The organism is Paludisphaera soli, from assembly GCF_011064595.1.
Lineage (GTDB): Bacteria > Planctomycetota > Planctomycetia > Isosphaerales > Isosphaeraceae > Paludisphaera > Paludisphaera soli.
On the sequence record NZ_JAALJI010000008.1, the window covers coordinates 243,337 to 257,346 of the forward strand.

The 14,010-nt window shown below is 70.8% G+C and carries 14 protein-coding genes; 7 read left to right on the forward strand and 7 right to left on the reverse strand.

What is annotated here, in order from left to right:
- Positions 1-6 precede the first annotated feature (6 nt).
- Positions 7-2,145, forward strand: coding sequence for a hypothetical protein (locus G6O68_RS13380; protein WP_165248522.1), 2,139 nt, complete (start codon positions 7-9; stop codon positions 2,143-2,145).
- 37 nt (positions 2,146-2,182) lie between these two features.
- On the opposite strand, the gene G6O68_RS13385 is transcribed toward G6O68_RS13380, so the two are convergent.
- The 3 genes from G6O68_RS13385 to surE all read right to left on the reverse strand — a co-directional run bounded on the left by G6O68_RS13385 (position 2,183) and on the right by surE (position 4,637).
- On the reverse strand, positions 2,183-3,037 hold the full coding sequence (locus G6O68_RS13385) for a serine/threonine protein kinase (protein WP_165248524.1): 855 nt from the start codon (positions 3,035-3,037) through the stop codon (positions 2,183-2,185).
- A gap of 89 nt (positions 3,038-3,126) precedes the next feature.
- Positions 3,127-3,708, reverse strand: coding sequence for an FKBP-type peptidyl-prolyl cis-trans isomerase (locus tag G6O68_RS13390; RefSeq protein WP_240911165.1), 582 nt, complete (start codon positions 3,706-3,708; stop codon positions 3,127-3,129).
- Positions 3,709-3,896: 188 nt separating this feature from the next.
- A complete protein-coding gene (gene surE / locus G6O68_RS13395; RefSeq protein ID WP_165248526.1) occupies positions 3,897-4,637 on the reverse strand; it encodes a 5'/3'-nucleotidase SurE in 741 nt (246 codons plus the stop codon).
- Between the two features lie 257 nt (positions 4,638-4,894).
- Between surE and G6O68_RS13400 the strand changes: the two genes are divergently transcribed.
- Positions 4,895-5,389, forward strand: a complete 495-nt coding sequence (locus G6O68_RS13400; RefSeq protein ID WP_165248528.1) for a hypothetical protein — start codon at positions 4,895-4,897, stop codon at positions 5,387-5,389.
- A gap of 133 nt (positions 5,390-5,522) precedes the next feature.
- Complete coding sequence (locus G6O68_RS13405; RefSeq protein ID WP_165248530.1) at positions 5,523-6,050, forward strand: hypothetical protein; 528 nt, start codon at positions 5,523-5,525, stop codon at positions 6,048-6,050.
- Positions 6,051-6,245: 195 nt separating this feature from the next.
- Here the strand turns inward: G6O68_RS13405 and G6O68_RS13410 are convergent, their stop codons facing one another.
- Positions 6,246-6,773 carry a peroxiredoxin gene (locus G6O68_RS13410; RefSeq protein WP_165248532.1) on the reverse strand — a complete coding sequence of 176 codons (528 nt, stop codon included), beginning with the start codon at positions 6,771-6,773 and terminating at the stop codon, positions 6,246-6,248.
- A gap of 211 nt (positions 6,774-6,984) precedes the next feature.
- On the opposite strand from G6O68_RS13410, the gene G6O68_RS13415 reads away from it, so the two are divergent.
- The 3 genes from G6O68_RS13415 to G6O68_RS13425 all read left to right on the forward strand — a co-directional run bounded on the left by G6O68_RS13415 (position 6,985) and on the right by G6O68_RS13425 (position 9,480).
- Complete coding sequence (locus G6O68_RS13415; protein WP_165248534.1) at positions 6,985-7,881, forward strand: HD domain-containing protein; 897 nt, start codon at positions 6,985-6,987, stop codon at positions 7,879-7,881.
- 108 nt (positions 7,882-7,989) lie between these two features.
- A complete protein-coding gene (locus G6O68_RS13420; protein WP_165248536.1) occupies positions 7,990-8,682 on the forward strand; it encodes a hypothetical protein in 693 nt (230 codons plus the stop codon).
- 99 nt (positions 8,683-8,781) lie between these two features.
- On the forward strand, positions 8,782-9,480 hold the full coding sequence (locus tag G6O68_RS13425) for a hypothetical protein (RefSeq protein ID WP_165248538.1): 699 nt from the start codon (positions 8,782-8,784) through the stop codon (positions 9,478-9,480).
- Positions 9,481-9,513: 33 nt separating this feature from the next.
- Here G6O68_RS13425 and G6O68_RS13430 read toward each other — a convergent pair whose 3' ends face one another.
- The 3 genes from G6O68_RS13430 to G6O68_RS13440 all read right to left on the reverse strand — a co-directional run bounded on the left by G6O68_RS13430 (position 9,514) and on the right by G6O68_RS13440 (position 12,596).
- Positions 9,514-10,107 carry a DUF6940 family protein gene (locus G6O68_RS13430; RefSeq protein WP_165248540.1) on the reverse strand — a complete coding sequence of 198 codons (594 nt, stop codon included), beginning with the start codon at positions 10,105-10,107 and terminating at the stop codon, positions 9,514-9,516.
- Positions 10,104-11,750, reverse strand: coding sequence for an L-aspartate oxidase (nadB, locus tag G6O68_RS13435; protein WP_165248542.1), 1,647 nt, complete (start codon positions 11,748-11,750; stop codon positions 10,104-10,106). The genes G6O68_RS13430 and nadB overlap by 4 nt, the downstream gene beginning before the upstream one ends.
- Positions 11,751-12,035: 285 nt before the next feature.
- Positions 12,036-12,596 (reverse strand): hypothetical protein, encoded by a 561-nt coding sequence (locus G6O68_RS13440; protein WP_165248544.1) that lies wholly within the window; start codon positions 12,594-12,596, stop codon positions 12,036-12,038.
- A 48-nt stretch (positions 12,597-12,644) separates the two neighbouring features.
- On the opposite strand from G6O68_RS13440, the gene G6O68_RS13445 reads away from it, so the two are divergent.
- Positions 12,645-13,946 carry a hypothetical protein gene (locus G6O68_RS13445; RefSeq protein WP_165248546.1) on the forward strand — a complete coding sequence of 434 codons (1,302 nt, stop codon included), beginning with the start codon at positions 12,645-12,647 and terminating at the stop codon, positions 13,944-13,946.
- The last annotated feature ends 64 nt before the right edge of the window (positions 13,947-14,010 follow it).

Consider the following 14,010-nt stretch of genomic DNA (forward strand, 5'->3'; position numbering starts at 1 on the left):
CTCCCCATGAAGACCCCCCGCGCGCTCGCGGCCTTGCTCATCCTCGGCAGCCTCCTGGCCCCCTACCGATCGGCCTCGGCCGAGGAGGGCCAGCGCGACCTGTTCAGCGACACCTGGGTCGCCGTCGACGGCCTGGGGCGTCGGCTGCCGACGGCCGAGGAGGTCGGCCCGCCGAAGCCCGGCAAGACGGTCGCGATCTTCTATTTCCTCTGGCTGGGCCGCAGCGGCGAGCAGGGGCCGTTCGACATCACCAAGATCCTGGCCGCAGCCCCCAACGCGATGAAGGAGCCCCAGAACCCGCTCTGGGGCCCGCTCCACTACCCCCACCATTGGGGGGAGTCGATCTTCGGCTACTACCGCAACGACGACCCCGGCGTCCTCCGCAAGCACGCCCAGATGCTGGCCGACGCCGGCGTCGACGCGGTCTTCTTCGACGTGACCAACCAGCTCACCTACCCCGAGAGCTGGAAGGCCCTCGGGGCCGAGTTCGACGCCATGCGCAAGCAGGGCCTGCGCGTCCCCAAGATGGCCTTCCTCACGCCCTTCTGGGCCCCCAGGAAGGTCGTCCGCGAGCTGTACGAACAGCTCTACAAGCCCGGCCTGCACCCCGACCTCTGGTTCCGATGGAAGGGGAAGCCCCTGATCCTGGCCGACCCCGACCTGCTCACCGACGACGTGATCAAGCGCGAGCGGCACGCGACCTCGGTCCCCCTGGAGCCGGGTTCGACGCTGGGGACCGCCTTCACCGTCGACGGGCCGTTCGACTCCGCGGCCCTCGCCACGCCGACCTGGGGCGATCGCGGCTCGTCGGCGACCCTGACCCTCCGCCGGGGCGACGCGAAGGGGGAGGTCGTCGCCTCGAAGCGGGTCGAAGAGGTCCGCGACAACGCCTGGCAGGCGATCACCCTCGACGCCCCCGCGCCGGCGGGCGTGTACCACCTGGAGCTGTCCGAGCCCAAGGGCCGGATCGGCGTCTGGAAGGATCGCAGGGGTGAGCTGAACCTCAGGGTCGGCCGCAACGACGAGGTCACCCGGGAGATCCTCTCGTTCTTCACCTTCCGCCGCCCCCAGCCCGACTACTTCCAGGGGCCGACCGCCCGCGCCCAGTGGAGCTGGCTGGAGGTCCACCCCCAGAACGCCTTCCCGGACGAGGAGGGGAGGCCCGAGCAGGTCTCCGTCGGCGTCGGGCAGAACGCGGTCGACGGCAAGCTCGGCGTGCTGAGCCACCCGCGATCGCACGGGCGGAGCTTCTCGAACGGCCGGCAGCCCGGCCCCGAGGGGGTCGACTTCACCGGCAAAAACTTCGCCGAGCAGTGGAGCCGGGCGCATGAGCTGGATCCGCCGCTGGTCTTCGTCACCGGCTGGAACGAGTGGATCGCCGGCCGGTTCGACCAGACGTTCCCCCTGGCGGGCGCCGACGTGGTGACGTTCGTCGACCAGTTCAATCGCGAGTTCAGCCGCGACATCGAGCCCATGAAGGGGGGCCACGGCGACGCCTTCTACTACCAGCTCGCCTCCGAGGTCCGCCGCTACAAGGGGGCCCGGCCGATCCCGGTCGTGACCTCGAAGCCCATCGCGATCGACGGCCGTTTCGACGACTGGGAAGGGGTCGGCCCCGAGTTCCGCGACACGATCGGCGACCCGGCCGACCGCGACTTCCCCGGCTGGGGGACGACGCTCCGCTACGTCAACCACACCGGCCGCAACGACCTGGTCGCCGCGAAGGCGAGCCGCGACGGCGACCGCGTGGCGTTCCAGCTCCAGTGCGGGGCACCGATCAAGGCGACGCCCGAGATGGGCGGCCCGATGCTCTTCCTCGACGTCGACTCCGACCCGAAGACCGGGTGGCTCGGCTACGACTTCGTCGTCGGCCGCACCCCGGGCCGCCCGACGCTCGAACGGAACGTCGGCGGCCAGTACGAATGGTCAGAGCCCCGACCCGTCGACGCCGCGACCGCCGACGCCCGCCTGGAGGTGTCCGTCCCGGCCGATGCCCTGGGCCTCAAGCCGGGCTGGACCTCGCTCGACTTCAAGTGGGCCGACGCGATCGCCGAGACCGGCGACTGGTCCGACTTCACCCTCCACGGCGACTCCGCGCCCAACGACCGCTTCAACTACCGGGCGGTGTTCGAAGCGGCGAGGTGAGGCTGGAGCGAGAATGGGAGAGGTCCCCGGCCGGGCCTCACTCCTCCTCGTCGGCGCCGCGGAGTTCGACCTCTTCGAGGCCCATCTCCTTGATGACGGCGGAGAGGGTCTCGCGGATCTCGAACATGCCGGCGGGGCGCTTCTCGGGGTTGAGGTCGAGGCAGGCGAGGACGAGGTTGTTGAGCTTCGACAGGACGCGGGGGTTGATCTTGTTGACGGCCGGCAGCTTGCGCTCGGAGCCCGGCTTGGGGATGTCGGGCTGGGCGAATCGGCCGGTGAACATGCGATACATCGTCGCGCCGAGGTTGTAGACGTCGGTGCGTTCGTTGACGACGCGCTCGGCGGCCTGCTCGGGGGCGATGTACTGGGGGGTCCCCTGGACGCGGTTCTTGTCCTGGCCGCGGACCCAGGCGGTGCCGAAGTCGATCAGCTTCACCTGGCCGGACTTGGTCAGCATGATGTTCGACGGCTTGAGGTCGCCGTGGTACACGCCCCGGCGGTGCATGTGGGCCAGCGCCGAGGCCACCTGCGAGAACATCAGCACCAGCTGCGACAGCTCCGGGGCCTCGATCTCGTCGAGCGTCTTGCCGTCGACGTACTCCAGCAGCAGCTCGACGCCGACGGTCTTGAACCACGACTTCTTGAGCCTGAGGTCGTACACCTTGGCGATGGCCGGGTGGTTCAGCTTCTGCGCGGCCTCGTACTCGGTCTTGGCCTGGTCGATGTAGATCTCGTCCTCCGGCTCCTGCTTGCGGACGACCTTGAGGGCGTACCGCTTGCCGCCGTTCTTGTCGGCGATCTGGAGGATCGTGCTCCCCGCCCCGCTCCCCAGGGTGCTCACCACCCGGTACTTCATCCCCGACAGCTTGGGCGTGGTCGTCGCGCTTGCCATTCTCGGCCTCGTAGATGGAAATTGCGGGTCGGGGGGCGGGTTGCGATCCGCGTCCGGGGCCGGCGGGGGGCCGGCCCTCGCGGCCGCGGTCATTTGACGCCGACGAGTTCGACCTCGAAGGTGAGCGTCGAGTTGGGCGGGATGGTCCCCTTGTCCTGGGCGCCGTAGCCCATGGCGGGGGGGACGATGATCTTGCGGGTCTCGCCCACCTTCATCCCCGGGATGGCGTGTTCCCAGCCCTTGATGAGGTTGCCGGTCCCCAGGGCGAACTCCGCGGGCTGGCCGCGCTTGCGGCTGGAGTCGAAGACGGTGCCGTCGTCGAGCGTGCCGACGTAGTGCACCACGGCCACGCGGCCGGACTTGATCTCCTCGCCGGTCCCCTCCTTCAGCGTCTCGTACTTCACGTCCCCTTCGAGGGTCTTGGACTCGCCGATCGCCGTGGGAGGGGCCGGGGGGAACGGTTCACCCTTGGGGCCCGGGGCGTTCGCGCCCCCCGCCAGCTTGGCCGACTCGCCCAGGGCCTCGCTCTGCTGTCCCTCGGGGACGGTGCGGATCACCGTCGCCCCCGGGGGCATCACCGACACGATCTGGCCCGGATCCCCGCAACCCGGCAGCCCCGCCGCCGCGGCCAGCGACAGCATTCCCCAGACGCCCAGCAACCCTCGCCTCATCGGATCGTACTCCCCCTCGGACCGCACTCGGCTCGAATCGGAACATGCGAATGATCGAAAACGGATGGCGCGGCGGGGAGCGGCCGGGCGCGACGGGATCGCCGTCGGCCCGGCGTCCCGGCCGAGTACGATGATTATGCCACGCCCGCGAAGCCTTCCACCAGACCTCAGCCGTCGCCCCGGCCCGGTTACGCCTTCGTCGGCGGGGCCCCGGGCGGATCCGGGTCGAACAGTCGGACGAGGCTGACGGCGATCCGGCCGCCGAAGCAGGCGGCCACGTCGGCCCCCTCGCGGCGGGGACGCTGCTGGTAGTCGCCCCGATACAGCGAGCGGCCGGCCTCGACCTCGAAGCGGAGGGGCAGGGGAGAGGGGTCGAGCGGGCAGAAGACGACCTCGGGGTCGGGGGCGTCGGCATCCGGGTGGGGGAGGTTCACGTTCCAGAAGGTGCCGGGGCTCCAGGGCCTCGCCAGCAGGTCCGTCAGGACGGGGCGGGCCCAGCGCGCGGCCCGCTCCCAGTCGATCTTCCGCCCCCGGGCGATGTAGTGCGAGACGGCGATCCCCGGGACGCCGTGGATGACCGCCTCGCGCACCGCGGCGACCGTGCCGGAGTGGAAGACGTCCACGCCCAGGTTCCCCCCCGCGTTGATCCCGGAGAGGACCCACGAGGCGTCGGCCGCCAGGTGGTGCAGGGCCAGGCGGACGCAGTCGGCGGGGGTGCCCGAGACGGCGACGACCTCACCCTCGTGGTCGGTCGCGTGGAGCGGCTCGTGGGTCGTGACCCGGTGGCCGCAGCCGGACTCGGCCGCCAGCGGGGCCACCACACGGGGCGCCCCCAGGCCCTCGACGGCCCTCCGGAGCGCCGCCAGGCCCGGGGCGTCGTAGCCGTCGTCGTTCGTCAGCACCAGCGTCCGCGAATCGTGGCCCGTCATCCTTCCTCCCGGCTCCGGCCCGCCCCCGTCGCCGCGCCGGGTCCGGCGCGTCCTCGTGCTGGATTGTCGAGCGGCCGCCGCGGGATGTCAAATCGGCCGGGGACGACCGACGGGCGGGGCCGAAAATCCCGCGAACGCGCGGCGGATGTCGGATTCTCGCGGGTCCCGGCCGCGTGATAAAGTGGCCTGGGGCCCGAACCGCGTCGTCGCGCCGCCCATCGTCCCGGACCGTTGGCCCGAGATCCCCCGACAAGCCCATGGACTCCAAACCCACCCGCCCCATGAAGGACCCTCGCGCGGGCGCGAGCGACGGACTCGCGTGGGGCGAATCCGGCACGTCCGAGATCCGCAAGCCGTCGCAGCTCCCCAGCCGGTTCGACGTGCCGGTCTCGGCCATCGCGCCGCTCTTCCGGGCCCGGCTGGATCGGATCTTCATCTGCCTGGTCGACTTCGACCTGGACGTCAACAGCCGGGCCACGGCGCGGGTGCTCGGGGGCTACTATCGGTCGCGACGGCTCGTCCGGCTCTACGTCCACGACGTCGAGGAAGGCCGCCGCCCGATGGAGGAGCTGTTCGACACGTTCCTCCACGAGGTCGCCCACCACCTCGAATACACCGAGCCGGAGACCTTCTCCGCGAGGGCCTGCGGCCGCGTCCCCGGCCGGATGCACAGCCGCCTCTTCTGGCGGATCCTGGGCGAGTTGAAATACCGCTGGGCCCGCCTGCAGAAGCTCGCCGGCGAACGGGAGTGAGAGGCCCGCCCCTGGGCCCGCCGGCCTCGGGGCGTCGGGGAGGACCGCCGGGGTCCGAGGCGGGATGTCGGCGTCCGTTGTACGATCGAGCGCCCCGTCGCATTCCTTCCGGTGGATCGAACGAGGATTCGGGATGAGCGAAATCTACGAAGGCGTCGTCTTCCGGGCCGACGAGGCGATGGCTCGGGCCGCGTTCGGGGATGTCGCCTCATCGCTGCACCTACGGCTCGTCCGTCTGGCCGAGGGCGTGTATGGCGCCTACCGGGTGGCGGGCCGCGCCGATCTCTTCGACGTGCCCGGGATGGAGCGAGCGACCGGGCAACTCTCGGCCCGGGTCGGGAAGGCGGTGGCGCTGTTTTACGACAGCCGCGGCGGGGCTTACTTCGGGCTGCTCTACGACGCCGGCCGGAAGACTCGCGAGTTCGGCGAGGATGACGAGTGGTACGTGCCGTATGGAGACGACGGCAAACTCCTGGTCGACGAACCGCGACTCCGTGTTCGCGATCTGCATCCGGACGAGGAATACGACTGCGTCTTCTCGGCGATCGACGCCGCATTGCAGGCGATCGGAGCCGCGCCCGGCGCAGGCTCCAGAAGAGTTCTGAACGCCTTCGTCTACGATAACGAGAACTGGATCATGGAAGCTCCGGGCAGCAGATGAACCTGCGAATCAAACGCCCCAAGCAGGCTTTGAAGTTTGATCGAGTTCATCCTGGTGGCGTCCTTGACGCCTTGATTTCTCTCACGTCCCGATCCGGCATCCGTGCTCGTCTGCCCCTCCTCCGCCGCCTTCGGGGCACCTTCTCCACACGAGCGGAGAAGGCATGCCTCCGAAGGCTTGCGGGCCCCCCGCGCCTCACTCCGCCAGCTTCAGCTCCTTGACCTTGGCGACGACGCCCTCGGCGGCCTCGGCGGTGTTCACGTTCTTGTCGATGCCGCGGATGACGCCTTCCTTGTCGATGTAGAAGGTCCAGCGCTCGGGGACGGCGCGGCCCTCGTGGACGACGCCGTAGGCCTCGGCGACCTTTTTGCCCGGGTCGCTGAGAATCGGGTAATCGGCGTCCAGGGACTCGGCGAACTTCTTGTTGTAGGCGGGCTCGTCGACGCTCGCCGTGAAGTAGGCGACCTTCAGTCCCTTGAGCTTCTCGCTCCCGGCGGCGAACGACTGGCATTCCTTGGTGCAGCCCGGCGTGAACGCCTTGGGGAACCAGGCGAGCACCACGCCGCTCTTGCCCTTGTAGTCGGCCAGGGCGTGGGTCTTGCCGTCCGAGCCCTGCATCGCGAACGCCGGGGCGGGGTCGCCCACCTTCAGGTCGCCCGCGTGCGCGAGCGTCGCCGAGGCCGTCGCCAGTCCCAGGCCCAAGAGCGCGATCCGTCCAAACATCGTCGTCCTCCCGCCCCGGCTGGGGCGATGGTGAATCCCTCGGGGATGAAAGCCACGGCCCGATCATCCCACACGCGCCGGCCGGAGAACAGGCCCGGGACGCCTCGAGCGGGAGCCGTCCGCTCTTGTCAATTCCGGGCCGGGGGCTGATCATGAAGAGGGCCCCTCGACGGGGCGAAGACGCCCAGGCCGGCGGGGGGATCGACGTCCGATGTATTGGAACGACAGGGTTTACGGGCCCGTCCGGATCGACGACCCGGAAATCCTGCAACTGATCGAGACGCCGACCTTCCAGCGATTGAAGGGGATCCGCCAGTCGGGCCCGTCGGCCATCGCCTTCCCGTTCAAGAACGTCACCCGGTATGAGCACAGCCTCGGCGTCTTCCTGCTGCTCCAGCACCTCGGCGCCGGCCGCCAGGAGCAGGTGGCGGGGCTCCTGCACGACGTCTCCCACACGGCCTTCTCGCACGCCGTCGACTTCCTGGTGACCTCGGAGGAGCAGGACCACCACGAGACCCTCAAGCCGATCCTGCTCCGTCGGCCGGACGTCGTCGCGGCCCTCGACCGCCTGGGCTTCGCCCCCGAGGACTTCTTCGACGACTCCCGCTACCCGCTCCTCGAACGCCCCTTGCCCTGGCTCTGCGCCGACCGGCTCGACTACTTCCTGCGCGACGGCCTGGCCTGCCAGGCGGTCCGCCGGGGCGACGTGGCGAAGATCCTGGGGGCGGTCGCCGTGGTCGACTCCACGATCGTGCTCACCGACCCCGCCGTCGCCCGCCTGGCCGTCCGGCTGTTCGCCGTGATGAACCGCGACTGGTGGGCCAGCGCCGTCGAGGCCTACATCTACAACGAGTTCGCCGAGGCCCTCCGCGAGGCCTTCCGCCAGGGCGCGCTCTCCGAGGACGACCTCCTGAGCGAGGACGACAAGGTCCTCGCCAAGCTCGACGCCGCGAAGATCCCCGCCGTCGACGCCGTGCTCGCCCGCATCCGCCGCTTCGACCCGGCCTACGCCGAATCCTACGATCCCAGGATCGCCCCCAAGCAGCGCCGGATCGACCCGCCCGTCCAGGTCGGATCGACCTATCAACGGCTGTCGGACTTGCATTGACGCATTGGGCGGATCTCCGTATGGTTTCGGCGTCCTGAGATCCGCAACCTGAAACGGCCCCGCCCGCCGATCCGGCGCGAGGCCGCCTGCATCGGCACGGAGGCCTCCATGGCTCGTCTTCGGAAGCGTTCGCTCCTCGTCCGGCTCGCGCCGGCGCTCTTCGCCCTGCTCGTCGCCGCCCCCGCCCGAGGGGCCTTGCTGCGATACGACTTCGGGGGCGTGATCCCGGGCCTGACGGCGCAGGACGGCTCCGCGGTGCGATTCGCCGGCAGCTTCGTCTACGACGACGCGATCGCCTTCGAAAGCAGGCAGTGGGACTCCACCGCGGCGACTTCCGCCGTGTATCGGTCCGGCACCTCCGCGCCCATCAACCCGAAGCCCGACGGCACCGGCTTCGAATTCCACATCGACGCATTGGGGCTGCATGCGAGCTCGGCCGGCCTGATCGGCGAGTACAGGGCCTGGACCCGCCCCGACGGAACCAGCCACGACCACATGGTCGTCTCGGCCGCCGAGCCTTCCGCGTCGCACCCGCTGAGGACCGACGTCCACGTCTCGTTCAACGCCTGGGACGCGCCCGCCTTCTCGGGCGCGACGATCCCGGCCGGGTTGAAGCTCTCGGACCTGACCGAGGCGATCGCCGGGATCTCGGTCCCGGTCGATGGGAATCCCGACCAGCGCATCTCGCACTCGGGCTACCTCGACACGCTCACCGTCACGCCCGTCCCCGAACCGACCTGGACGGTCGCGGCGCTTCTGGGCGCGGCTTTCTGGGCCGCCCGACGACGCCACCTCGGCTGAAAGCCGCCGGACCTCCCCCCCGAGACTCGCATCCAAGCCCCGCTGACACGCCCCGCCGATCCGGCTCGGGGTCGATGTCCCACCGACATGGAGGCCATCATGATCCGCTCACGGAAGAACCCGCTCCTGGTCCGATTCGTTCCCGCGCTCCTGATCTTGATCGGCACGCCCGCCCAGGGAGCCCTGATCCGCTATGACTTCGGAGGAGTGGTCACCGGCTCCCCCGCGGGCGCGTACGCGATCGGCGATCGCTTCACCGGCAGCCTGATCTACGACGACGCCCTGCCGATCCTGGACGACGGTAGCGACGCGGAGGGTATGGACCACGGGTATTATTACTCGGGCACCCACCGGTCCGGGGGACACGGGGCCGACGGGACGGGTCTCGACATCCGCGTCGGCGGGATCTCGATCATCGCCCCATCGACCGGCCTGACCGGCGAGGTCAGCATCGCCAAGCCGGCCGACGCGCCGAGCACCGCCCTCCTCACGTTCAGCAGCTATCCGCGCTCCGGAAGCGATGGCCAGCCGGGTGCCTTCGTCGGCTTCAAAGGCCTCGCGAATTCGGTGTTCCACGAGGGCGACTACCCGACAAGCTCCCTCGATCTCAGCGATCTCACCTTTGCCTCCGTCGAAGTGGAGAGCGTGGCCGGCAGCGGTTACCTCCCCTATCTCGCGTTGCTCCATGGGAACATCGACACGCTCACCGTCACGCCCGTCCCCGAGCCGGCCTGGACGGTCGCGGCGATGATGGGCCTCGCGCTGGCGGCCGCGAGGCTCCGGCGCAGGGCCGACTGAGGGCGGGACGCTCCGGCTCACCTCGCCGAGGGTTCAGGCCGGCGAACGATACGGCCCGTGGGCGTAATATTTGGGCCGGTCGTCCAGGCGGACGTGGAGCCACGGCACGCCCGCGCCGGCGGTGTTCAGCCAGACCGGCCGCGTCCCCAGCCGTCGGCGGGTCACCGCGGCGACGGCCTTCCAGAGGGCGTGATGCTGGTCGTCCGGGGCGTGGCGGACGAACGCGGCGAGGGAGGCGTAGGCCTCGCCTGGGCCCATCGGCCTGGGGGCGATCAGGATCGCGTCCCTCCCCAGGTTCGGGAAATCGACGACGAGGTGCTCGGCCTCGGTCCGGAAGGCGTCGGCGAACGACGAAGGGTCGGCGGGGCGGCGGAGGAGTTCGGGCGCGTCGATCAGGGCGAACCGGAAGGGGCGGTCGACGGTCCCGGCGGTCGCCGCCGGGGTCTCCCAGCGGAACGCCTCGAAGGGGGCGGCGGCCAGCAGATCGGCGAACCACGATCGGAAGGACGGCTCGGCGCGCCAGGCTTCCAGGACCTCGGCGAACGAGGCGGGGGAGCCGTCGCGTTCGACGAAGGTCTCGATGATGCGCCCGTCCGGGATCGTCGCGACCCGTGCGGACCAGTTCACCGGACGGCTCCCGGCCGTTCCGCGAGGCTCTCGGCGGCCCGCTGGGGGATGTGGCGGAGCCAGGCGGGGTCGGTCGCGGGGAAGTCGGAGCGGTAGTGGACGCCGCGCGACTCGGTCCGCTCGGCGGCGGCGGCGATCATCAGGCGGGCGGTGGTGAGCATGTTCTGGACGGCCCAGCCGGCGGGGTCGTCGAAGACGTGGGGGAGGACGTAGCGGCACCAGCGGTCGACCTGCTGGGCCGCCTCGGCGAGCCCGGAGGCGTCGCGGGTGATGCCCATCCGCCGCCACATCAGGGAGCGGAGCGACTCGCGGAGGTCGACCAGGTCGATGGCCGGCCGGCGTTCGCGGGGGGCCGCCGCGGCGATGGGCGGGACTTCGAGCTGCCAGGGGCCCTCGGCTTCGAGGCGTGCGGCGACGTCCTCGGCCACGCGGGCCCCGAAGACCAGGCCCTCCAGCAGGCTGTTGGACGCCAGCCGGTTCGCGCCGTGGAGGCCGGTGCTGGAGACCTCGCCGGCGGCCCAGAGGCCGTCGAGCGAGCTGCGGCCGCGGTCGTCCACGGTCACGCCGCCGATCATGTAGTGGGCCCCGGGGCAGACCGGGATCAGGTCGCGGGTGATGTCCAGGTCGAACCCCCGGCAGAGGCGGTCGATGCCCGGGAACCGCCCGCGGATCAGGTCGGGGTCCAGGTGCGAGAGGTCGAGGTAGACGTTGGGGTGGCGGGTCTTCGCCATCTGGGAGGCGATCGCCTGTGAGACGACGTCGCGCGGAGCCAGCTCGGCGCGGGGGTCGTAGTCGGGCATGAAGCGGCGTCCGTCGCAGTCGAGCAGGTGGGCGCCCTCGCCGCGCAGGGCCTCGGTCAGCAGGTGGCGGGCGGAGCCGGCCATGTACAGGACGGTGGGGTGGAACTGCATGAACTCCATGTCCCGCAGCTCGACCCCGGCGCGGTAGGCCATGGCATGGCCGTCGGCCGTGGCGATCGACGGGTTGGTGGTCTCGCGGAAGATCTGCCCCGCGCCGCCGGTGGCCAGCACCACGGCCCGCGCCCAGACCAGGGCGAAGCCCCGCCGCTTGTCCCAGACCAGCACGCCCCGGCAGCGGCCGTCGAGGGTCAGCAGGTCGATCGTGGTGCAGTTCTGCCAGATGCGGACGTTCTTGCGGGCCCGGGCCTGCGAGATGATCGCGCGCATGATCTCCCGGCCGGTCTCGTCGCCCAGGGCGTGGACGATCCGGGCGTGGGAGTGGCCCCCCTCGCGGCCGAGCGCGACCTGGCCGTCGACGGTGTCGAAGTGGGTCCCCAGCTCCATCAGCTCGCGGATCCGCTCGGGCGCCTCGCGGACGACGACGTCGACGACTTGCGGGTCGCAGAGGTCCTTGCCGGCGGAGAGGGTGTCGGCGATGTGGTCCTCGACCCGATCCTCGGGGTCCATCACCCCGGCGATGCCCCCCTGGGCGTAGCTGCTGTTGCTCTCGCGGACCTCGTCCTTCGTCACCACCAGCACCCGGGCCGAGGCCGGCACGCCGAGCGCCGCGCGGAGGCCGGCGATGCCGCCGCCGACGATCACGACGTCGGCGAAGTGGTGGGGAAGCTCGCGGGGGTCGAAGCCGACGAGGTAACGCCTGGGGAGGGGCAGGGGGGTCGTCATCGCTGGGGATCGCCTGGGCGGGGAAGCGGGATGTCCTGACGACATTCTACCAGGGGAGCGATGCGGACGAACCTTCACCTCCGGAAGGGGAGGGAGGGGAATCAAGGCCGGGTCCTCGTGACGTGAAAATCCCACGCAGGTCCATGGGCCGGGCCCGCCTCGAGTCGACGGCCGGCCCCCTGGATCCGCCGAGGAGGCCTGGGCTCGTGCTCCACCTCCTCATTCGGCCATCGGCCACCCTTCCCCCCGAGCGAGGGGTGAAAGGGGTCGTGAAGGGCGGCGACCTCACCGGGTCCCGCCGCCGGCGGGCGGCTGGGGAGCCGGGGCTCGCCCCGGCGCGGGGCGGCGGGAGAGGGCGTTCTTGTAGCCTTCGACCTTCCCGCGGAACTCGGGCGGGGGGGCGAAGCGGAGGCCTTCCTGGTTGCCGCGGACCTCGTCCTGGGCCATGCCGCCGCGCTCTTTGATGGCCTTGCTGGAGGACCGAGCCCGCTCGCCGAGGCCGGGAAGGCCGGGGGTGGCGCGGACGTCCTCTCCGGACTGGCCGGGCTCGACCTCGATCTCGCGGCCGGGGCCGGCGGGCTCGGACTTGAGCTTCTCGTACTGCTTGACGAACTGGTCCATCTCGGTCCGGCTCATGCCGGTGGCGGCCTCCAGGTCGGAGGTGTCGGCGTTCTTGTCGAGCAGGTCGCGGATCGTCCGCAGCACCAGCTCCGACTGGTCCTGATTGCGCGGGGCGACCGTGTCGCCCGAGGCGTCTTCCGGCTCGCGGATCGGATCGATCGGTTCCTCCTCCTGCGTCTCGGCCTGGCCGGGATCGCCACCGTCCGGACGGCCGCCGCCGCCCACCGGATTCGCGCCGCCCTGGCCCCCGCCGGGCTGCTGGCCCTGCTGACCTTGGCCCTGTTCTCCCTGCTGACCCTGGCCTGGCTGGCCCTGCTGCCCCTTGGGCTGGTCGCCGGCCTGGCCCTGCTGACCCTGACCCTGACCTTGGCCCTGCTGGCCCTTCTGCTGATCGCCGGCCTGCTCACCTTGACCGTGCTGGCCTTGCTGACCCTGGCCTTGGCCCTGCTGGCCCTGGCCTTGGCCCTGCTGACCCTGGCCTTGGCCCTGCTGGCCTTGCTGACCCTGACCCTGCTGACCTTGCTGACCCTGACCCTGCTGGCCCTGACCCTGCTGGCCTTGGCCCTGCTGACCTTGCTGGCCCTGACCCTGCTGGCCTTGGCCCTGCTGACCTTGCTGGCCCTGACCCTGCTGGCCTTGGCCCTGCTGACCTTGCTGGCCCTGACCCTGCTGACCTTGACCTTGGCCCTGCTGGTCCTGGCCTTGGCCCTGCTGGCCCTGCTGGTCCTGGCCTTGCTGACCCTGGCCCTGCTGCCCTTGCCCCTGCTGGCCCTTCTGCTGATCGCCGGCCTGGCCTTGCTGGCCTTGCTGGCCCTGACCCTGCTGGCCTTGGCCCTGCTGACCTTGGCCCTGCTGGCCCTTCTGCTGATCGCCGGCCTGGCCCTGCTGGCCTTGCTGGGGATCCGAGGGCTTGGAGGCATCGTCGGGGGGTTGGCCCTGGGGGTCGGCCGGCTGCTGGGTGGGTTCTTCGACGGTCCGCTCTTCGGGCTCCGCCGGCTTTTCGGCGTCTTTCTCGGGATCCTTGGGCTGGGGCGATTTGTATTTGCCCGGCTCGTCCTTCTTGGCGGGGTCCTTCGGATCGTCCTTGGTCGCCTCCTTCTTCGGATCGGCCTGTTCGCCGGGAGGCCTGGACTGGTCCTTGGGCGTGCCCTTGGTCTGGGCGTCCTTGCGGGCGGGCTGCTCGCCCTGGCCCGGCCGTTCCTGGGTCTGATCGGGGTTGCGGCCGTCGTCCGCCCGAACGTCCTTCTGGTTGGGATCGCGTGGTGCGTTCGGGTCCTGAACGCGCTGGTCGGGACGGGCGTTGGGATCGGCCGGCTGGGCCTGGCGCGCGGCGTCGTCGCGGCCCTGCTCGGGCTTGCCGGACTGGGCCTCGCGTCGGGCGTCCTTCTCCTGAGCTTCGGCCGACTCCGGCTTGCGACCGTCGGGGCCTTCCTCCGGCGTCATCTCGCCCGGCCGGGGTTCGCCCGACGGCCTGGACTGGTCCTTGGTCTGCGCTTCGCGATTCTGATCAGCCTTCGCACGGTCGTCCGGCTCCCCGCCCGCTTCGGGCTTCTCGCCGTCAGCTCGGGGACGTGACGTTGGATCGCCCTGCTGCTCACCGGCCTGGCCCTGCTGGCCTTGCTGGCCTTTCTGCTGATCA